Genomic DNA, 19552 nt, shown 5'->3' on the forward strand with positions numbered 1-19552 from the left:
GGGGACGGACACCGACTTTACCGAGAGGTGGTGTGGCTACCCTGGGTCGGGGACCGACTAACCCGGACGACATCCGTGCCGTGCGGCAACGATCAGGAAGCCAGGTGGATGGGCACACCGCGACTGCTGTTGGTGCACGCGCACCCCGACGACGAATCCCTGTGGACCGGCGGCCTCATCGCGCGTCACACCGACGCCGGCGGCGAGGTGGACCTCGTGATGTGCACCTGGACCGACGGCACGGTCCGGCACCGCGAACTCACCGATGCCGCGACCATCCTCGGCATGCCCCGGCCACCGATCATGCTCGGCTACGCCGACGACCGGCGACCCGAATCGGCCCCCGACGCGCAACGACTGTGCGCCGCGTCGTTCGACGAACAGGTCCGGGCACTCACCCACCACATCCGTGCCCTCCAGCCCGACATCGTGATCACCTACGACCCGCTGGGCATCTACGGTCACCCCGACCACGTTCATGCTCATCGACTCGCATGCGCAGCCGCCGACGCCGCAGCGTCGACGAAGCTGTACCACCGCGCCGGGCCTGCTTGGCGAGTCCGCTCGCTGTACTTCGCCACGATTCCGGAATGGATGATGGACATCCTCGCGGAGAGCCTCTTCGCAGACATCCCCCGGGCGCAGCTGCCCGGGACGCCGGAGTCCGAGATCGACGTGGTCGTCGACGTGTCCGACCTGGCGGCCCGCAAGCGAGCCGCGGTCACCGCGCATCGTTCCGAGATCGATCGCAGCCGGGCCATCTCGGGGTTCATGTCGCTGCCCGACGACATCCAGGAGAAGTTGCTCGGCGTCGAGTGCTACCAGCGGCGGGACCTCGTCCCCGGTGGTTGCGACCTCATCTAGGACGTCGACGAACCCGATCATCCCGGTCGTCGAACGGCGTGACCGTCGATCGCAGACCACTGGCTCGCTGCACGCGACGGTCGACCGCTGCGGCGAGCACCTCCGGCGTGCCGACGATCCGCACGTGTTCGCGGGCACGGGTGATCGCGGTGTACAGCAACTCGCGGGTGAGCAGCTCCGAACCCGTGGGCGGGAGGATCACCGTCACCTGTCGGAACTGACTCCCCTGACTGCGGTGGATGGTCATCGCGTGGACCGACACGACGTCGGCGAGCTGCGTCGGATGCAACAGTCGCACCGTCCCGCCACGCCGGAAGGCGACCCGGACGGCGTCGACTCCGGACATCCGTCCCTCGGGGTCGGCGATCACGACTCCCGTGTCGCCGTTGAAGGTCGAGGTCTGCCGGTCGTTGGCGGTGACCAGGATCGGCTGTCCCGGATACCATCCGGCGAGTTCGGCACCCGTGGTACCGAGCCACTCGGTGATCCTGGCCGACCACCCTCGGACTCCGGACGATCCCTCCCGATGCGCGCACAGCACGCGGTGGGCGTCCAGTGCATCGAGCGCAGCTGCGGCATCGGCACGGCGGGCGGCAACACGCAGCGTCCTCCCCCACTCGACGAGATCGGCGCGTACATCGTCGAGCTCGTCGGGAGCCACGAGCTCGACATTCGGGACGTCCGCTGCCGCCACGAGCCTCAGGACCTCGTCGGCGTCACCGGAATTCACGGCGGCGGCCACTCGTGAGATACCGCCGCCGAAACGGAACTGCCGACGCAGGGTGATGACGCCGTCGGCGAGCTGATCCCTGTCCGCCGGGTCCGGTTCGTCGTCGGCATCCGCGCCCACCGCCTCGAGCGCGGTCCACGACACCGCCATGGCGGTTTCCGAATCCTCCTGCGCCCCGGTCACATCGGTTCGTTCGACGAGATCGGCGAGCACCGCCCCCGCCTCCACCGAGGCGAGCTGATGCGGGTCACCGACGAAGAGCACTCGCGCGTCGGGTCGGACCGCGTCGAGCAGGCGGCTCATCGCCGTCATCGACAGCATCGAGGTCTCGTCGACGACGATCACGTCGTGTGGGAGCGTACGTCCGCGGCCGTATCTCGGGTTGGCTCCCGGGCGCCATCCGAGCAGCGAATGCAACGTGACGGCGTGTGCCGTGACCGGGACCGTCGACTCCGCCTCCACCGAGGCCTGCAGCTGAGCCGCCGCGCGGCCGGTGGGCGCACACAACCCGATCCGCAGGCCGGGTCCCTGCAGCGCGTCCAGGACGGCGAGAATGCGTGCGACGGTGTAGGTCTTGCCCGTGCCCGGGCCGCCCGCCAGGACGGTGGTCCAGCGGGTCGCGGCCACCGCGGCGGCGAGCTTCTGCAGGTACCCGTCCTCGGGCGAGGTGTACACCGCGGCGATCGCGGCGCGCAGCGCGCCCGCGTCGACCACGGGCGAGGTCTGCGCACGCCGGGCCAGGGTGTCCCGGATCGTCTGCTCCTGCCGGAAGTACTTCTGGAGGTAGACCAGGGGGCCGTCGACGGAGCGCCGTACGACCAACGGACGCAACGGACCCGCCTCGCTGCCGGCCACCAGCGGGCTCTCGAGCAAGGCGTCGAGGACCGCTTCCGACGACGGGACCGTGAGATCCGGGATGGTCTCGCCGGCGAGCTCATCCAGCCGATCCAGCGCCAGGCACGTCGAACCCAGGCGCACGGCACGTACGGCGAGCGCGGCGCCGAGTCGCGCGGTCTCGGACACCGGCTCGGCGCACATGGCGACGAGACGATCGGTGATGTGCACGTCCGCGGCCGCCAGCACCCCGGCCTCGTTCCACTCGGCGAGCACACCGGTGGCCCATTCCGTCACCTGGACATCGGAAATGCTCATCGCGAAACCCCTGCCAGCGCGTCGGACAGGTCGACGACCAGCTCCGCGGGCAGCGCCCACTCGAACACGCCGCAACCGGGCGGCGTGTCCGGACCGGCCATTCCCCGCACGAAGTGGTACTGCACCGGACCGAGGTGCCGGACCGGATCGTAACCCGGTACACGCCATCGCAGATAGCGATGCAACGCAACGGAATACAGCATCGCCTGCAGTGGGTAGTGCGCGGCGGTCATCTCGCCCGCCATCGCCGTGGTGTCGAAGTCCTCGACGAGGAGGTCGCCCGGACGGATCCGGTTCGTCTTGTAGTCGACGATGACATAACGCCCATCCGGGGTCCGCAGCACCGAGTCGATGCTGCCCGTGAGGAACCCGCGCAGCTCCCGGGCGGGCAGTTCGCGGAGGTGTTCGGCGTAGTCCCGCAGCGGATCGTCGTCGGGCAGATGTCGGTCCAGGAGCTCGGCGAACCCACCCGGCGTCGCCCCGGTACCGCCGGGTGTGCGGTCCGACGGTCCCAGCGGGAGCTCGAAGTCGAGTTCGGCGAGGCGATCACCCGGTTCCACACCCCACAGGTCCCCGAACCCGAGTGGCGTGGTGAGAACGCCGACGAGCGCGGTGACCAGGGTGTCGGCGTCGATGTCGGCCGGCAGGACCCCGAGTGCGCGCGAACACAACTCGCGCACATGCGCGTCGATGTCGGGTGCCGAGGTGTCGACGTACTCCAGGACCTCGTGCACCAGGGTTCCGAACGCCGCACCGTAGGGCAGCCCGTTCATCAGCGACGGCGTACCGGTCCGTTCACCATCCGGGGCCTCGTCGATGTCGGCCGGGTCGACGGCCGGCTCGTCGTTCAGGATGTCCTCGGTGGGTTCGCTTCCGGTGGTGACGACCGGGCCACCGGGCGCTCCCGGCGCGCCGTGCGCGACGTCGGCGACGATGGCCGAGTACGACGTCCGACGCCATTCCTGATCGATGGCGCGCCGGAACCGCGCCACCCCGAGCGACGCTGCCTCGTCGACGGCCTGCGCCGGCGTCGTCACCCCGACGGCCTCGATGCGGCCGGCGGGCTCGACCGAGATCGCCGCGTCGCGTTCGGTCAGGGTGCGGAGCACGCTCACGCAGGTGGGGTCGTCGTCCGGGATGGGCACGTCGGAAGCGACCGCCCAGACCGACTCTCCGGTCTCGGACGGGATCCGTGTCGCGGTGTCACGCCCGAAGATCAGCCGGTGCAACGGTCCACTCGTGGTGTTCATCGACGGCGCCCACCACGCCACGACCTGCGACTGCGCCCGCGTCAGCGCCACGTAGAGGAGTCGGAGATCCTCGCCGGCGGTCTCCTCGGCGTACCGTTTGCGTCGGGCCGCACGCCCGGGGGCCTGCCCACCGCCGACGTCGAGCCGCCGCGTACCCGACTCGTCGTGGTAGGTGATGTTGCCGCGGTCGCCGATCCACGTCCCGTCCCAGCCATAGGGCACATAGACGATCGGGAACTGCAGACCCTTGCTGGCATGCACGGTCATGATCTGGACCGCCTGGGTGTCACGGTCGAGTCGCCGGCTCTGGTCCTCGTACCGCTGTCGGGCGGACGTGTCCGTGATCCGCTCCGCCAGCCACTCCACGAGGCCGCTGAGTCCGGCCGAGGTCTCGACGACGTGCTTGTTGCACAGCGCGGACACCTGCAGGAGATCGGTGAGGACGCGTTCGCCGTTCTCGGTGGCCAGCACCCGGGCGGCGACCCCGTGCGAATCGAGGAGCCGCTGTGCCATGGCCGCGAACCCGCCCTGCCCGAACACCCGAGCCAACGACGACATCTCGGCCCCGAGCTCGGCGATCTCGGGTTCGCCCGCGGTCGCCACCCGCTCCGTCGACCAGCCGAGGAGCGTCGTGAGTGCGGCCAGCCGCACCCGCTCGGCACGCGACGGCTGCTCGACGGCGCGCATCACCCACAGCCAGTGCTGGGCCGCGGTCGTGGAGAACACGTTGACCCCCGACCCGATGACGGAGTTGATGCCGCGCTCGGCGAGTTCCCGTTGGAGTGGCTCGATGGTGCTGTTGAGCCGCACCAGGATCGCGATGTCACCGGGGTCGACCGGGCGGGGGGCGCCGTCGACCTCGATCCTGGTCCCCTGGGCGAGTGTGTGTGCGATGTCGTCGGCGACATCGATCGCGATCCGGGTCCGGACGTCCTTCACCGAGGGCAGGTTGTAGGAGTTGCGCGACGAGAAGTCGTTGCGCAGGAACGCGCGGATACGCAACGGCGGGCGGCCGTCCAGACGGCTCCCCGGATGGGCGGCCGAGACCGAATGCACCACGATGCCCGGATGTCCCAGCGCTGCTTCGCCATACAGGTGACCGAGCGCGTCGACCAGGGCGCCGTCGGACCGGCGGTTCACGTCGAGCGCCTGGAGGGTGTCGGCGGAGGACACCGCGGCGAGATAGCTGAGGACCTCCGCACCGCGGAACCCGTAGATCGACTGCTTGGGGTCGCCGACGAGGATGAGGCGACGGTGACCGTGGAAGCAGCGCCGCACGATCTCCCACTGCAACGGGTCGGTGTCCTGGAACTCGTCGACCAGGACGACGGTGAAGGTGTCGCGGATCCGCCGGCACGCGCGCTCGCCGACCACCGGGTCGGTCACGATCCGGTGCAGGATGGCCTGCAGGTCGTCATAGGTCCGCACCCGCGCATCGCGTTTCCGGGTCTCGACGATGCGGCGGACCGCGGAGGCGAAACTCACCCGGCGGGCGGCGACCGCGTCGGCGGCGGGCCCGTCGGCCGCCTCGGACTCGTCCGGCGCCAACGCGACCGACGCCTGACGCACCGCGTCGCGGGCGATGGCGCGGGCCTCGGAGAAGTCGAACTCGGGTGTGTCGCTTGCCCAGAAACCCCGCAGGTAGAGGTCCAGGGCCACTTCTTCGGTGAGCTCGTCGACCTCCTCGACGATCGAGTAGACCAGTTCGCGTTCACCGAGGAACCCGAGCGCCTCCAGCATGCGATTGCAGAACGTGTGGGTGGTCGCGATCGTCGACGCGTCGAAGTCACTCAGGGCCCGGGCCAGATTGCGACGCCGCGCGGCGACCTCGTCCGGTGTGCCCTGCGCCAGCATCTGCAGCAGCGCGTCGTGACCGGTGTCCGCGCCCGGGCAAGCCATCCCGTCGAGCAACTCCCGCACGCGGTCTCGCATGCGTTCCCGCAGCTCGGCGGTCGCGGCCCGACTGAATGTCACGAGCAGCATCTCCGAGATGGGTACACCTTCGGCGATGTGCCGGGCGGCGAGACCGACGATGGCATAGGTCTTCCCGGTACCCGCGCTGGCCTCCAGGACCGTGGTGTGGTCCGGCAGGTCGGCGGTGATGTCGAACGTGGCCGGGCGTCTCATGTGCCCTCCCGGTGCTGGTTGAGCGGCACCCACACAGTGCGCGCGAGGCCGGCGAACAGCGGTTCGCCGTCGGCCATCGGCAGTTCGACCCCGCCGAGCGTGCGAGGCCCGGAATCCACACCGCCGACCGTCCGGTCCTCGGGTGTCGGGCAGGCGAGGAGGTCGTCGAATTCGACGTCGGCCAGCACGTCTCCGCCGAACGCCAACCGCACATGGGGGTCGTGCGCGGGACCGAATCTGTCCTCGAAGTTCCTGCGCGCGTTGGCCAACGAGAAGGTACTGCGCCGACCGGGGCCGTCGTTCTCGACGAAGGTGCACGCGGGTTCGAGGGGCAACGGCAGCGGACGACGAAGACCCTCGTCGCGGAGTCGGACGAGGTCGTACAACAGCGGGACCGGGTCCTCGGGGCGCCGGAATCGCACGGTGCTGGTCCCACCGCCGCGGGCGGCGCGCCCGACCAGCACCGCCGACTCGACAGACCCGGCCGCGTCGTTGCCCTGGGTCGCCGCGGCGGCGACCGCGAGCAGCGTGATCCACCCGCTGAGTTGCTGTTTGGCCTTGAGCTTGGAATAGGTCGCCCGCACCACCGCCGCCGGCCCGGTGTCGCCGAACACCTCGCCAACCGTCCCGTGTACCCGCCGCCCGTCGGGCAGACGGACCAGGATGTCCAGGGTCCGGGGAGTTCCCGACCGCAACGGCTCGACGACACCGTGCAGGCGTGTCACCGCCCGGGAGATGGCGCGGAGCTCGCGGGTGCCGAAGGCGAACGGGGGCAGGGTGCCGCGCCGGAGCTCGGCGGCCTCGCAGTCCGAGATGGGCACCCCGGTCAGCATCCGCGAGAGGAATCGGTCGCCGATCCCCCACTTGTCCAGCGGTTCGAGTTCGACGTCGAGCTGATCGTCGTGCGGCCGGTCGTCGTCGGGAATGCGGGCACCGAGCCGTTGCCGGATGAAGGCGACGATCGGATCGACGTGGAAGTCGATGAGGGTGGCGAGGTCGATGTCGTCGGTGTCGAGGGTGCGTTCCGGCGCCGGGAGGACCTCGCGCGCGGCCACCACCGGGCGTCGCGGCGGCTCGTGCAGCGCCTCGGCGCCGGCGAGCATCGACGAATCGTGGCTGAAGGGTCCCGAGATCCCCCGGACGCCACCGGGAGTGAAGTTCCGCGCGTCGAATCCGTGGAGAGAGTGTCGACGGACCGGGTCGGCGCCGGTCAGGCCGGTCAGTGTGTCGACGAGCTCGCTGACGACGACGGCGGGCGGGATCCGCCGACCGGAGACCGGGTCGGCACCGCTGTAGAAGACGAGAAGTGAATCCTGTGCGGCGCAGATCGCGTCGAGGAAACACTGCCTGTCCTCGTCCCGCGGATTACGTTCGCCCACCAGCGGATCCACTCCGAGGACGTCGTCGCCGTCGATGCGCTGGACGCGTGGGAAGACCTCCGCGTCCACCCCGAGCAGCACGATCACGCGGTGCGGCACCGAGCGCATGGGCACCATCGTGCAGACGGTGAGTTCTCCGGTGCGGAAGTTCGAGCGTGTCGGTCTGCCGGCGACCAGTGCCGCCAACAGGTCTCGCACGTCCGCCAGCCGCAGCACCTCCTCCGGTTCGACCGGCCGGGTGTCTCCGAAGGCCTCGCTCAGCATCCGGATGGCCTGGGCGCGTTGCCAATCGTCGGCGGGCTCGGTCGCCGTGAGCGACGACACGGCGTCGATGAGCGTCTCGGCCCAGCGGTGCGCGGGAGCTGCTTCCCGCAGTTCGGCCAGCACCCGACCCAAGCGGTCGAGGAACTCGTCGAACCGGCCGACGAGGTCGATCCCGGTGCTCTCGACGCCGGCCAGCGGCAGTGCGGTGCCGAGCCACTCGTCGTCGGCCTCCTCGGCGACGACACCGAGGGCGATCCGATCCAGACCGGCATCGAAGGTTCCCTGCCGGAATCGTTCGAGGCCGTACCGGGCCCGTTCGGCGACACCCAGGCCCCAGCGGACGTTGCTGTGCGCCAACCATTCCCGGATCAGGTCGAGGTCGTCGTCGGTCATCGCGAACCGGGTGCGTACCGGCGGGGCGCCGAGGAGGTCGACGACTTCGCCGGCGGTCACGCGACCCGCGGCCAGCTCCACGACCCCGACGATGACGTCGAGGATCGGGTTGACGTGACGGATTCCGCGGTCGGCCAGGCGAACCCGTAGATCGAAGGCGGGGTGCGGCAGACCCGCCTGGCCGAACGCGCCACGGATCAGCGGCGCGAACGTCTCGACATCCGGGCACATGACGAGGACGTCCCGCGGCTGCAGCTCCGGATCGGCCGCGAACAGATGCAGCAATCGGTCCCGCAACACCTCGATCTGGCGCTCGGGTCCGTGACAGGCATGCACCTCGACCGACGGGCCCGTGATATCCGGGGTGTTCGAGCTCGCCGAGGCGGCGGTGAGGTCAGCCGCGGGGGCCAGGTCGTCGCGGATCCCCGACTGCACGGCGTGCAGTGCCGTGTCCGCCACAACCGATTGCCGCGGGGCATGGTGCAGATCCCGGTCCACGATCGGGGCCAGACGCAGCTGCAGTTCCTGGAGATCCCGGGAGAGGCCGGCCAGCAACGGGTTTCCTAGTTCGGGGAGCTCGCGCTCCCCGCGCCGCGGCGGGACCCCCTCGCCGGCATCGGCATCGACGAGGGCGCCGAGTTCCTCCCACAACCGGGGACTCGGGTGCGGCACGAACAGGTGGACATCGTGGTGGACGGCCGCGGCGGCGGCGATCCGACGGAACGACTCGGTGATCCGGGTGGGCCCGAACACCGACAACCGTTCCGGCAGTCCCCCGGCTTCGGGGTCGGTGCGCAGGCGATCGCAGACGGCGGGGAGATTCTCCGCGGGATGCGGGCGGCCGATCTCGTCGCGGACCGCGCGCCAGAATGCGGGTTGCCAGGCGAGATCGTCCCGCAGGGGTCGACCGGCGCCGTCGAGGTCGTGACCGGCGGCCCAGTCGGCGATCAGGGACGGTCGCGACCGCCCGTAGCGGTCGAACAGCTCGGCCAGATGCCGTGCGGTGGCGTAGCGGCGTCCGATCCGGGGCGAGGAGGCGTCGCCGGCACCGATGTGCCGCGCGATGACGTCGAGAGCGGGATCGTCGATGCGGTCGTCGAGGACACGCAGGACCGGCCATGTCAGCTCGGCCGCGCGCCACGGGTCGTCCGGCGCGGTGAGCGAGGCGGCGGTGTGCAGACGGGTATCGCCGAGCACCGCGGCGCCGATCGCATCCGCAAGCCGGGACGGCCCGGTGAAGTCGATGTTCGCGGCGATACCGTCCTCGCCGGTCCCGGTTCCCAGCCGTCGCGCCAGATGCTGGGCGAGCCATCGCTCGACCCCGGCAGCGGGAACCGAGACGATCTCGGGCCGCATGGGATCGCCGAGCGGACGCGCCAGCACCTCGGCCAGCGCATCGGCCAGGGTGTCGGTGCGTTCGGCGCGGTGCAGGATCAGCATCGGGTGGGTGTGCCGGTCGGGCGCGGGCCGGTCAGCCCGCTGCGTTCGTCCGAGGTGTGTGGAACCGCACCGGTTCCCCGAGCCGCGCGGACAGCAGACCCCGCGCGTCGTCGGGGATGGGGGTCGGCCTGCCGGTGTCCGGGTCGACGACGACCATCGTGGTCTCGGCGGTGGCGCACAACGTCCCGGACTGGTCGAACAGGCGCAGGGCCATGACGAACGACGACCGGCCGACGCGTCCGATGCAGGTGCGGACGTGGACGGGGTCGAGCGAGTAGTGGACGGGCGCGGAGAACTCGATGTCCTGGCGTGCGACGAGGAACGAGAACTTCCGCGGCCGGTCGGGCATCCACTCGAAGAACGATCGCACGCGGCTCTCCTCGAAGATGCGCGAGATCTGCACGTTGTTGATGTGGTTGTTGATGTCCATGTCGCCCCAGCGCAGCGCGACCGGGATGTCGAGGTGATAGTCGGAACCGGCTGCGCGCGCGTTCGGATCGAGGGCGTCGGTATCGAGGGCGTCTGGGTCGAGGGCCACGGCGCAGATCTTAGTGCGGGACACGCGTGGGACGAACTGCAGGAGTCACCGTCATCCAGACCGTAGACTCACTCGCCGGGGCAGGACGACAAGCGAATCGGTGCGCGCACCCCCGCGCGCGGTGAGGGGCTCGGGTGAACATCGACACGGCACGGGCTCGTCTGCGCCCGGTGTCCGCGGTCGACGTCGACGAGCTCGTCCATCTCGACAGCGATCCCGAGGTCATGCGCTTTGTCAGCGGCGGCGCCGCGACACCGCGCGCCGTCATCGAGGAGTGGGTGGTGCCCCGCGCCGAGACCGAGCACCGGAGATACGGCACCGGCACCTGGGTGCTGTGCGACCCCGCCACCACCGCTTTCCTCGGCTGGATCTCGCTGCGCACACCCCGCCACAGTTGTCGCGCGGAACTGGAACTGAGTTATCGCCTCCGCCGCACGGTGTGGGGTCGTGGACTGGCCACCGAGGCGGCGTTCGCCCTCGTCGCCTTCGCCTTCGATCACCTCGGGACCGACCGGGTGTTCGCGAGCACCGTCGCGCGCAACGCTTCCTCGCGTCGTGTGATGGAGAAGCTGGGCATGACCCTCTGCGCGATCCACCTGTGCGACGACGCGGCCGACTCGGCCGAACTGCTCACCATCCACCCGGACCGGGACCGGTCCGAGGTCGAATACGAGCTGTTGCGCGCCGACTGGCAGGAGCGGTCCCAGCGCTGGTCGGCGGCCGGTGGTCTCACCGCGTGAACTCAACACCCCTCTGGCCGCGCCCATCGGATCATCATTGACTACCGTTGAGAACATGCACGGTCGTACTCCGGCCCCGGCGCTACGCGGCTCCCCCGGGTAGCGCCCCCACCGGGTCCGCCGAAGTCCGCACGACCGTCGCCCAACGACCTAGAAGGAGATGTCTGGAGATGAGCAGCCCCGCCGTCCAGGCCCCCGCTGGAGCAGCCACGACCCGCCGGAAAGTGGTCATCATCGGTTCGGGCTTCGGCGGATTGTTCGCCGCCCAGCGACTGGCCAAGGCCGACGTCGACGTCACCCTGATCGCGAAGACCACGCATCATCTGTTCCAGCCGATGCTCTATCAGGTCGCGACCGGCATCGTCGCCGAGGGCGAGATCGCGCCGGCCACCCGCGTGGTCCTGCGCAAGCAGAAGAACACCGCCGTCCTCATGGGCGACGTGTTCGACATCAACCTGGAGGCCAAGACCGTGACCTCCCGGCTTCTCGAGCGGATCACGGTCACCCCGTACGACGATCTGATCGTGGCCGCGGGCGCCGACCAGTCGTACTTCGGAAACGACCACTTCGCCGAATACGCACCCGGTATGAAGACCATCGACCACGCCCTCGAACTGCGCGGCCGCATCCTCGGCGCCTTCGAGCAGGCCGAGCTGTCGCACGACCCCGCCGAGCGGGCCAAGCTGTTGACCTTCGTGGTCGTCGGCGCGGGCCCCACCGGCGTCGAGTTGGCCGGGCAGATCGCCGAGATGAGCGACAAGACGCTCAAGGGCGCGTTCCGCAACATCGACCCGACCGAGGCACGGGTGATCCTGCTCGACGCCGCGCCGGCCGTCCTGCCGCCGTTCGGTCCGAAGCTGGGCGGCAAGGCCGCGGCCCGCCTCGAGCGCATGGGTGTCGAGATCCAGCTGAACGCGATGGTCGTCGACGTCGACTACGACGGCCTGGTCGTCAAGGAGAAGGACGGCACCACCCGCCGCATCGAATCGCAGTGCAAGGTGTGGTCGGCCGGTGTCCAGGCCAGCCCGCTCGGCCAGCAGCTCGCCGAGCAGTCCGGTGTCGAACTCGACCGCGCCGGCCGCGTCAAGGTGCTCCCCGACCTCACCATCCCCGGTCACCCCGAGGTGTTCGTCGTGGGCGACATGATGGCCGTCGACGGGGTGCCGGGTGTCGCGCAGGGTGCGATCCAGGGCGGCCGGTATGCGGCGGATGCCATCAAGGCCGAGCTCAAGGGGCAGACTCCCGACCAGCGCAAGCCGTTCAGCTACTACGACAAGGGGTCGATGGCGACCATCTCGCGGTACTCCGCGGTGATGCAGGTCCCGATCCCGGGCATCAAGAAGACGTTCGAGACCGAGGGTTACTTCGCGTGGCTCGGCTGGCTGGCACTGCACCTCGTCTATCTGGTCGGGTTCCGCAACCGGTTGAACACGCTGATCAACTGGTTCTTCGCGTTCACCACGCGTGGTCGCTCGCAGCTCGCGGTGACCGAGCAGCAGGTGTATGCGCGTACCGCCATCGGTCAGCTGTCGGCTCTGGAGAAGGCCGGGACCTCCTCGGAGTCGGAGTCGGCCAAGACCGATTCCGGGACCGTGGACTCGGCGTCGACCGGCCCCGAGACCACGGGTTCGGTGCCCACCGAGGGCAAGGACGCCGACGGCAAGGAATCCGAGGCCGAGGCGAGCTGAGGCGCTTCGGCACCGGCCGCTACTGCACCGGGACCAGTGATCTGATCTCGAGGTCGTCGGCCAGCCGCTGCGCATCGCTGACCGATGGTGCGAGCGCCGTCGTCAGGCTGGCTCCGCCGGCCAGCTGGAGCCGAGCGGCGAACTCCGTCGCATGCACCTCGCCCGACCGGTCGTCCGGGTAGCGAAAGACGCTGCTGGCCGCACGGTGGCCGGCCGCGCCGGCTGGGGTGCCGTGCCCCAGCGTGAGGCGATGCGCCAGCACCACCTCGCCGTCCACGTCCACCCGCAGTCCCCCGGTCCAGGCACCCGCCCGATCGCGGTCGGCCAGCGTCGAGTCCGTCATCGTGGCGGCCCGGCCTATCTGCACGTGCTCGTGCAGGTCGAGGGTGGCGCCGGACGCCAGGCGCACCGTGACGTCGGACCGATGCCGGGCACCGCCCGCGACGACGGTGGGTTGCGGGTCGAAGCGCAACCGGCCACCGTCACCGACCTCCATCTCCCACCGGGCCGACGAGTCGGCGCGGTCACGGGCGGGCAGTGCGATGGTCGCGGCGACGCTGCTCACCCGTAGGTGCGCGCCGGGTTCGACCTCGATACGGACCACGATCTCGTCGCCGCCCAACGGTGTCGCGGCCGTACCGATGAGCTGCACATGGCCGGGAGCGGTGACCCGTACGCCGAGGCCCCCGACCGCCCGGTGGCGCACACCGCGGTCGACGGTGGCGACGATGTCGACCTCGGTGCGCATGGTCACCCGGCGACGACCGGGGCATCCAGCTGGGTCCGGACCCACGCCAGCACGTCGGTCGCGGCGGGATCCTCGGTCAGCGAGATCATGGCGGTCTGCCGGCCGTCACGGACCTTCGCCGCGTCCCGGCGCATGACGTCGAGGTCGGCGTTGACACGTTCGGCCAGATCGATCTTGTTGATCACCAACAGATCCGAGAACGTGACGCCGGGTCCGCCCTTGCGCGGCACCTTGTCCCCGCCGGCCACGTCGATCACGAAGATCTGCACATCGATCAGACCTGTCGAGAAGGTGGCGGTGAGGTTGTCGCCGCCGGACTCCACCAGGATGAGGTCGAGCGGCGGGTTCGCCTCGACGAGATCGTCGATGGCGTCGAGATTGGCGGTGATGTCGTCGCGGATGGCGGTGTGCGGGCATCCGCCGGTCTGGACCGCGGTGATCCGCTCATCGGGCAGAACGGCGTTGCGACGGAGGAAGTCGGCATCCTCGGTCGTGTAGATGTCGTTGGTCAGCACCGCCACCGACAACTCGTCCCGGAGCTGCCGGCACAGCGCGGCCACCAGCGCGGTCTTGCCGGACCCGACGGGGCCACCGATGCCGATCCGCAGGGCCTCGCCGGGTTCCCGCTTACGGCGCGGCCGGTCGTGATCGTGGGTGTGCGGCTGCCCGTCGATGAGATGCGGGGGCATGGGAACTCCTCTCGGTCGGCGATGTCCGGTTGCGCGACATCGTCTGGTCAGGTCGGGCGGGGTCAGGACATGAAGAGCGGCATCGGTTGCCGCTCATGACGTTCGGCGAAGATGTCGAGGACCGGGTCGGACAGGTCCGCCAGACCGACCGCGGCCTCGGCGGCGACCCGTTCGCACTCGGCGCCGAGTTCGGCGATCATGATCGACACGTCGGCGGGGTCGAGTGCGAGCAGACGCTGACCGGCGGTCGCCGACCCGCTCATCGTGGTGTACACGAGGATCAGCGCGGTGTGGAATCCCGAGAGCGCCGACACGGCGCCGATCGACCCGCTGATGACCGGGAGATGCGTCGCCGGCCGATGAGCCGACCAGTCGGTGTCCGGCCACATCCGGCGTGCGAGGCGCGCCATGCCACGGCCCTGCGCGAGCGACGCCTTCCGCGCTGCGGATGACGGTGTGCGCGCGTCGGTCTCGCGCTGGGCGCGGGACACGTCGAGTGCACCGTCGGCGACCGCCGCCGCCACCGACGCCGCGACCAGACCACTCGTGGTCACCCGGCGGTACAGGAAGGACGCGAGATCGCCTGCAGTGCGGATGAATCCGTCGGCGATGGCCTGTTCGACCCCGCCGGAGTGCACGTGCCCGCCCACCGGCAGTCGCGAATCCGCCAGCGCGAGCATCATCGCCAGGGGCGCGGAGGTGGTATCGCCGGATCGCATCAGAACAGGAAATACCGTTGCGCCATCGGGAGTTCGGCGACCGGTTCGGATTCCCACACCTCACCGTCGACCCTCACCGTGAACGTGTCGGGATCGACCCCGATCGTCGGGCACGCGTCGTTGTTGATCATGTCGGCCTTGCCGACGCCGCGGGTGTTCTTGACGGGAACGAGCCTGCGGTCGACGCCGATCCGGCCGGCGAGGTCGGCGTCGGCACCCGGGGCCACGAAGCTGACCGACGTGGCGGCCGCGAGTTTCGGTGCGGCGCCGAACATCGGGCGCGGGAAGACCGGTTGCGGCGTGGGTATCGAGGCGTTCGCGTCGCCCATCGCCGCCCAGGCGATGGCGCCGCCCTTGATGACCAGATCCGGCCGGATCCCGAAGAACGCGGGATCCCACAGCACCAGGTCGGCGAGCTTGCCGACCTCGACCGAGCCGATCTCGTCGTCGAAGCCGTGCGCGCGCGCCGGGCAGATCGTGTACTTCGCGACGTAGCGCCGTGCGCGCGTGTTGTCGGCACGCCCGTCGCCGGGAAGGGACCCTCGCTTGCGCTTCATCACGTGGGCGGTCTGCCACGTGCGCAGCACGACTTCGCCGATCCGGCCCATCGCCTGCGAGTCCGACCCGATCATCGAGATGGCACCCAGGTCGTGCAACAGGTCTTCGGCGGCGATCGTGGACGGGCGGATCCGGCTCTCGGCGAAGGCCAGATCCTCGGGGACCGTGGGATTGAGGTGGTGACAGACCATCAGCATGTCGAGGTGTTCGTCGAGTGTGTTGACCGTGTGCGGACGAGTCGGATTCGTCGACGACGGAAGCACATTCGGGTATGCCGCGACCGTGATGATGTCCGGCGCGTGACCACCGCCGGCGCCTTCGGTGTGATAGGCGTGGATGCCCCGGCCCGCGATCGCGCCGAGAGTGGTCTCCACGAACCCGGCCTCGTTCAGGGTGTCGGAGTGCAACGCGACCTGAACGCCGGTCTCGTCGGCGACCCGCAGGCAGGCGTCGATGGCCGCGGGTGTACTGCCCCAGTCCTCATGCAGCTTGAAACCCGAAGCGCCCGCGCGGATCTGCTCGTGCATCGACTCGGCGCTGACCGTGTTGCCCTTGCCGAGGAGTGCGATGTTCATCGGCCAGTGATCGGTGGCGGCGAGAATCGACGCCAGGTGCCACGCGCCGGGCGTCACGGTGGTCGCCTTGCTGCCCTCGGCCGGTCCCGTCCCGCCGCCGACCACGGTGGTGATCCCGTTGCCCAGCGCCTCGTCCATGATCTGCGGACAGATGAAATGGACGTGGCAGTCGATCGCGCCGGCGGTGACGATCTTGCCGTTGCCCGCGATGATCTCGGTCGACGGTCCGATGACGAGGTCCGGATGCACCCCGTCCATGGTGTCGGGGTTGCCCGCCTTGCCCATCGCGACGATGCGGCCGTCGCGAATACCCAGATCCGCCTTGATGATTCCCCAGTGATCGAGGACGACGACACCGGTGATGATCGTGTCGGGAGCGCCGTCGGCGCGGGTGGCCCGGCTCTGGCCCATCGACTCGCGGATCACCTTGCCGCCGCCGAAGACCGCCTCGTCGCCGGCGCGTCCCGGCCCACCCGACAGATCGTCGGTCACCTCGATGAGCAGGTCGGTGTCGGCGAGCCGGATCAGGTCGCCCGTCGTCGGGCCGAACAGTTGGGCATAGCGGTCGCGTCCCAGGATGGCCATGCGTCACTCACTCTCGTCACTGGGGACGGCGCCGACCGGGCCGCAGGCGCCGGGAGGATCGATGGATATCCCGTACACCTCGCGGGTGCCGCCGAGCGGGACGAGGCCGACGGTCATCTCGATTCCCGGCTCGAAGCGCACCGCGGTGCCGGCGGGGATGTCGAGCCTGCGGCCGTGGGCCCGCGCACGGTCGAAGACAAGCGCCTCGTTCGACTGCGGAAAGTGCACATGACTGCCGACCTGCACCGGGCGATCACCGGAGTTCACGACGCGGAGCTCGACGGCGTCGAGGCCCGCGTTGAGTTCGATGGTCCCGTCGGCGGCGATGACCTCGCCCGGCACGATCGTCGATCGCGGGCCGGTGGAGTGCGTACCCGACATCTCGGTCCTTCCTGGAGTGCTGCGGTTCGGCGGACGGGACGGGTCGCGAACGGACCGTCCACCACCTGTCTCGTTCGGTCGGGGCTCAGGCGATCGGGTCGTGCACGGTCACCAGCTTGGTGCCGTCGGGGAAGGTCGCCTCGACCTGGACGTCGTGCAGCATCTCCGGTACGCCGTCCATCACGTCGTCGCGCCGCAGGACCTCGCGTCCCGAGGTCATCAGCTCGGCCACCGAGCGGCCGTCACGGGCGCCTTCGAGGACGTGATCGGTGATCAGCGCAACCGACTCCGGGTGGTTGAGCTTCAGACCGCGCGCCTGCCGCCTGCGGGCCAGTTCGGCCGCATACGAGATCAGCAGCCGTTCTTGTTCATGGGGCGACAATCGCACCGGGAGCGCTCCTCGGGGGTGTTCGGCCGGCGGTCGATCGGTGTGGTCCGGCCGGGCAGTAGGAGACATCCTGCCATGCCGGGACAGGGTCGGCGCGCCGAGCGACGCCGGCGTGACGCGGGCCTCAGCGGCCTACTTGACCTCGATGTTCTGCAGTCGCACCTGCGACCGGGCCAGCAGCGCGCCGTCCTGGTCGACCATGTCGACGGCCCAGAGTTGCTGGCGGCGGCCCCGGTGGATCGGGGTGGACGTCGCGGTGACCGTGCCCGCCCGCACCGACCTCAGGAAGTCGGTGTTGTTGTTCACCCCGACGGCGGTGCCGCCGATACCGGAGTCCTGCAGCCACAGGAAGCCGCTCATGCTGGCGACACTCTCGCCGACCGCGCAGTAGACCCCGCCGTGCACGATCCCGAACGGCTGATGGTGACTCTCGGTGATCTCCATCGTCGCCACGATCCGGTCGGGCCCCGCCTCGACGACCCCGAGTCCGAGGACGCCGTCGAGTCCCTTGCCGAATGAATCCCGGAGAACCTCGTCCGCACTGTTCGCAGTCATGACAACAACAGTCGCATGAGCCTTCGGACGTCGCGACACCAGTCCGGCTCGCGAACGGTGCCCCTGCGGGAACACGAGGAGGGGGCGGGCCGTTGTCCATCTGTGGATACCGAAAGGCCCCGCACCTCTGGGAGATGCGGGGCCTTCCGTGCCGTGGACCGGGGGTCTCTGCAGCCCTCAGGACTCTCACGCGGTCCGACGTGACACTTAATGTAGGCTAGCCTTACCAATGTGTCAAGCGCCGCGGGAATGTCCACGTCAGAGGCGTGATCGCTCCTCGGACACGTGCACGGCACGCATGTGAGCAACAACTGGGTATCCAGCGGACCCACTATCGGAGGCAGAGCAGTAAAATGCGAAAGATGAATGGCCTGGGCGACCTCGAACGCGCTGTGATGGACTCGTTGTGGGAGAGTTCTGCCCCGCAGACGGTGCGGCAGGTGCATGCCGACCTGTCGCGTGACCGTTCCCTCGCCTACACCACCGTCATGACCGTGTTGCAGCGGCTGGCGAAGAAGAATCTCGTGACGCAGATCCGCGACGACCGGGCGCACAAGTACGTACCGACCCACCCTCGCGAAGACCTCGTGGCGAGTCTGATGGTCGACGCGCTGAGCGAGGCCGATGCACCCGGGTCGCGTCACGCGGCGCTCGTGTCGTTCGTCGGCCGCGTCGGCGCCGACGAGGCGGCCGCCCTCCGTTCCGCACTCGATGAGCTCGAAGCCGCACGCGGAACGAGCGACACCGGTTAGATTCGCGACACCACCACTCGCAGCCCACTTTTAGGAATCACCAGATGACCGCCTTGCTCTTCGGCATCGTCAGCCTGGTGCTCGCCGGACCCGTACCCGAGGCACTGTCGCGGGCACGATGGCCGATCCGAGCGCCACGTGCGGCGATGACGCTGTGGCAGGCCATTGCCCTGGCCGCCGTGTTGTCGGCGTTCAGCTGTGGCCTGGCGATCGCGGCGAACATCCTCGTGATCGGTCCGGACGGCACGCCGACCACCCACCCGGTCCGCGAGATCGAGCGGCTCGGCTGGCCGCTGTGGCTCCTCTGCGTCGGCGTCTTCGTCCTGACCCTCCTGGTCGGCGCGCGCCTGTTCTACACGGTGATCCGCGTCGGTGTGCGCACCCGCGCCCGACGCAAGGCACACCGCCAGCTCATCGACATCCTCGACCGCTGCGATCGGACCGACGACGCCGACGACCCGCTCTACGCTCGTGACGTCCGGATGATCGACGTCGAGCAACCCCTCGCCTACTGCCTGCCGGGCCTGCGCCAGCGCGTCGTGGTCAGCGAAGGCGTCGTCCATCGCCTGACCCGAGACGAACTCGTCGCCGTCATCGCCCACGAACGCGCCCACCTGCGTGCCCGGCACGACCTCGTGCTCGAGGCCTTCATCGCCCTGCACGAGGCGTTCCCCCGATTCGTGCGCAGCAGCTCCGCCCTCGGCGCGACCGAACTCCTCGTCGAGGCGCTGGCCGATGATCAGGCCGTTCGCGCGACCACACCGACCACGCTGGGCCGAGCCCTGGTCGCCTGCGCCGACGCGGTGGCCCCGCGCGGTGCGATGGCGGTCGGCGGACCGACCACCCTGACGCGCGTCCACCGTCTGCGCGACGACCGCCCCGCCCGGGTCGTCGCCGCCGGCGCCTACGTCGCGGCCGCCGCGATCCTGGTGCTCCCGACCCTCGCGGTCGCCATCCCGTGGCTCACCGAGCTCAACCGCCTCATGTCGGCATTCTGACCGCCCGTCGCACCCGGCTGCGTCGGACCGGCATCACAC

16 protein-coding genes are annotated in these 19552 nt (G+C 69.8%); 5 read left to right on the forward strand and 11 right to left on the reverse strand.

All coding sequences use genetic code 11. The features are described from left to right. The first annotated feature begins 108 nt into the window (after positions 1-108). Positions 109-864, forward strand: a complete 756-nt coding sequence (locus tag MHN80_RS01885) for a PIG-L family deacetylase (protein WP_004018721.1) — start codon at positions 109-111, stop codon at positions 862-864. On the opposite strand, the gene recD is transcribed toward MHN80_RS01885, so the two are convergent. From recD to MHN80_RS01905, 4 genes are read right to left on the reverse strand one after another with little or no spacing between them, the layout of a single operon-like run. Next, positions 857-2746: an exodeoxyribonuclease V subunit alpha gene (gene recD, locus MHN80_RS01890; protein ID WP_239399101.1), complete on the reverse strand. Its 1890-nt coding sequence runs from the start codon at positions 2744-2746 to the stop codon at positions 857-859. The two genes, MHN80_RS01885 and recD, sit on opposite strands and share 8 nt — an antisense overlap. Continuing rightward, positions 2743-6123, reverse strand: coding sequence for a UvrD-helicase domain-containing protein (locus MHN80_RS01895; RefSeq protein ID WP_239399103.1), 3381 nt, complete (start codon positions 6121-6123; stop codon positions 2743-2745). Before MHN80_RS01895 ends, recD begins: the two co-directional genes overlap by 4 nt. Further along, a complete protein-coding gene (gene recC, locus MHN80_RS01900) occupies positions 6120-9599 on the reverse strand; it encodes an exodeoxyribonuclease V subunit gamma (protein ID WP_239399105.1) in 3480 nt (1159 codons plus the stop codon). The genes MHN80_RS01895 and recC overlap by 4 nt, the downstream gene beginning before the upstream one ends. 31 nt (positions 9600-9630) lie before the next feature. Continuing rightward, a complete protein-coding gene (locus MHN80_RS01905; RefSeq protein WP_239399107.1) occupies positions 9631-10137 on the reverse strand; it encodes a thioesterase family protein in 507 nt (168 codons plus the stop codon). Positions 10138-10271: 134 nt separating this feature from the next. Here MHN80_RS01905 and MHN80_RS01910 point away from each other — a divergent pair, with 134 nt between their 5' ends. Further along, positions 10272-10877, forward strand: a complete 606-nt coding sequence (locus MHN80_RS01910) for a GNAT family N-acetyltransferase (RefSeq protein ID WP_004022142.1) — start codon at positions 10272-10274, stop codon at positions 10875-10877. 170 nt (positions 10878-11047) lie between these two features. Continuing rightward, entirely contained in the window at positions 11048-12565 is a 1518-nt protein-coding gene (locus MHN80_RS01915) for an NAD(P)/FAD-dependent oxidoreductase (RefSeq protein ID WP_239399109.1), read from the forward strand. Between the two features lie 19 nt (positions 12566-12584). On the opposite strand, the gene MHN80_RS01920 is transcribed toward MHN80_RS01915, so the two are convergent. The 7 genes from MHN80_RS01920 to MHN80_RS01950 all read right to left on the reverse strand — a co-directional run bounded on the left by MHN80_RS01920 (position 12585) and on the right by MHN80_RS01950 (position 17763). Beyond that, a complete protein-coding gene (locus MHN80_RS01920; protein WP_239399284.1) occupies positions 12585-13313 on the reverse strand; it encodes an urease accessory protein UreD in 729 nt (242 codons plus the stop codon). A gap of 2 nt (positions 13314-13315) precedes the next feature. Continuing rightward, positions 13316-14002 carry an urease accessory protein UreG gene (ureG, locus tag MHN80_RS01925; protein ID WP_239399111.1) on the reverse strand — a complete coding sequence of 229 codons (687 nt, stop codon included), beginning with the start codon at positions 14000-14002 and terminating at the stop codon, positions 13316-13318. Positions 14003-14064: 62 nt separating this feature from the next. Then, a complete protein-coding gene (locus tag MHN80_RS01930) occupies positions 14065-14721 on the reverse strand; it encodes an urease accessory protein UreF (RefSeq protein WP_239399113.1) in 657 nt (218 codons plus the stop codon). After that, positions 14721-16439: an urease subunit alpha gene (locus MHN80_RS01935; protein WP_239399115.1), complete on the reverse strand. Its 1719-nt coding sequence runs from the start codon at positions 16437-16439 to the stop codon at positions 14721-14723. The genes MHN80_RS01930 and MHN80_RS01935 overlap by 1 nt, the downstream gene beginning before the upstream one ends. Positions 16440-16442: 3 nt before the next feature. Next, positions 16443-16820, reverse strand: a complete 378-nt coding sequence (locus tag MHN80_RS01940; RefSeq protein ID WP_239399117.1) for an urease subunit beta — start codon at positions 16818-16820, stop codon at positions 16443-16445. 85 nt (positions 16821-16905) lie between these two features. After that, positions 16906-17208: an urease subunit gamma gene (locus MHN80_RS01945; RefSeq protein WP_004022149.1), complete on the reverse strand. Its 303-nt coding sequence runs from the start codon at positions 17206-17208 to the stop codon at positions 16906-16908. Between the two features lie 132 nt (positions 17209-17340). Then, on the reverse strand, positions 17341-17763 hold the full coding sequence (locus MHN80_RS01950) for a PaaI family thioesterase (RefSeq protein ID WP_004022150.1): 423 nt from the start codon (positions 17761-17763) through the stop codon (positions 17341-17343). A gap of 353 nt (positions 17764-18116) precedes the next feature. On the opposite strand from MHN80_RS01950, the gene MHN80_RS01955 reads away from it, so the two are divergent. Together MHN80_RS01955 and MHN80_RS01960 are read left to right on the forward strand one after the other, a co-directional pair. Beyond that, on the forward strand, positions 18117-18515 hold the full coding sequence (locus tag MHN80_RS01955) for a BlaI/MecI/CopY family transcriptional regulator (protein WP_004022151.1): 399 nt from the start codon (positions 18117-18119) through the stop codon (positions 18513-18515). Between the two features lie 44 nt (positions 18516-18559). Next, a complete protein-coding gene (locus MHN80_RS01960; protein ID WP_004022152.1) occupies positions 18560-19513 on the forward strand; it encodes a M56 family metallopeptidase in 954 nt (317 codons plus the stop codon). The last annotated feature ends 39 nt before the right edge of the window (positions 19514-19552 follow it).

The sequence above is a fragment of the Gordonia sp. McavH-238-E genome (genome assembly GCF_022348225.1).
Taxonomy (GTDB): Bacteria; Actinomycetota; Actinomycetes; order Mycobacteriales; family Mycobacteriaceae; genus Gordonia; species Gordonia terrae.

Excerpts from the sequence above, each read along its gene's own strand:
- MHN80_RS01895 (WP_239399103.1), bottom strand. The coding sequence starts at position 6,123 with ATGAGACGCCCGGCCACGTTCGACATCACCGCCGACCTGCCGGACCAC.
- MHN80_RS01940 (WP_239399117.1), bottom strand. The coding sequence starts at position 16,820 with ATGTCGGGTACGCACTCCACCGGCCCGCGATCGACGATCGTGCCGGGC.
- MHN80_RS01935 (WP_239399115.1), bottom strand. The coding sequence starts at position 16,439 with ATGGCCATCCTGGGACGCGACCGCTATGCCCAACTGTTCGGCCCGACG.
- MHN80_RS01960 (WP_004022152.1), top strand. The coding sequence starts at position 18,560 with ATGACCGCCTTGCTCTTCGGCATCGTCAGCCTGGTGCTCGCCGGACCC.
- MHN80_RS01955 (WP_004022151.1), top strand. The coding sequence starts at position 18,117 with ATGCGAAAGATGAATGGCCTGGGCGACCTCGAACGCGCTGTGATGGAC.
- recC (WP_239399105.1), bottom strand. The coding sequence starts at position 9,599 with ATGCTGATCCTGCACCGCGCCGAACGCACCGACACCCTGGCCGATGCG.
- MHN80_RS01915 (WP_239399109.1), top strand. The coding sequence starts at position 11,048 with ATGAGCAGCCCCGCCGTCCAGGCCCCCGCTGGAGCAGCCACGACCCGC.
- MHN80_RS01950 (WP_004022150.1), bottom strand. The coding sequence starts at position 17,763 with ATGACTGCGAACAGTGCGGACGAGGTTCTCCGGGATTCATTCGGCAAG.
- MHN80_RS01920 (WP_239399284.1), bottom strand. The coding sequence starts at position 13,313 with ATGCGCACCGAGGTCGACATCGTCGCCACCGTCGACCGCGGTGTGCGC.
- MHN80_RS01885 (WP_004018721.1), top strand. The coding sequence starts at position 109 with ATGGGCACACCGCGACTGCTGTTGGTGCACGCGCACCCCGACGACGAA.
- ureG (WP_239399111.1), bottom strand. The coding sequence starts at position 14,002 with ATGCCCCCGCATCTCATCGACGGGCAGCCGCACACCCACGATCACGAC.
- recD (WP_239399101.1), bottom strand. The coding sequence starts at position 2,746 with ATGAGCATTTCCGATGTCCAGGTGACGGAATGGGCCACCGGTGTGCTC.
- MHN80_RS01930 (WP_239399113.1), bottom strand. The coding sequence starts at position 14,721 with ATGCGATCCGGCGATACCACCTCCGCGCCCCTGGCGATGATGCTCGCG.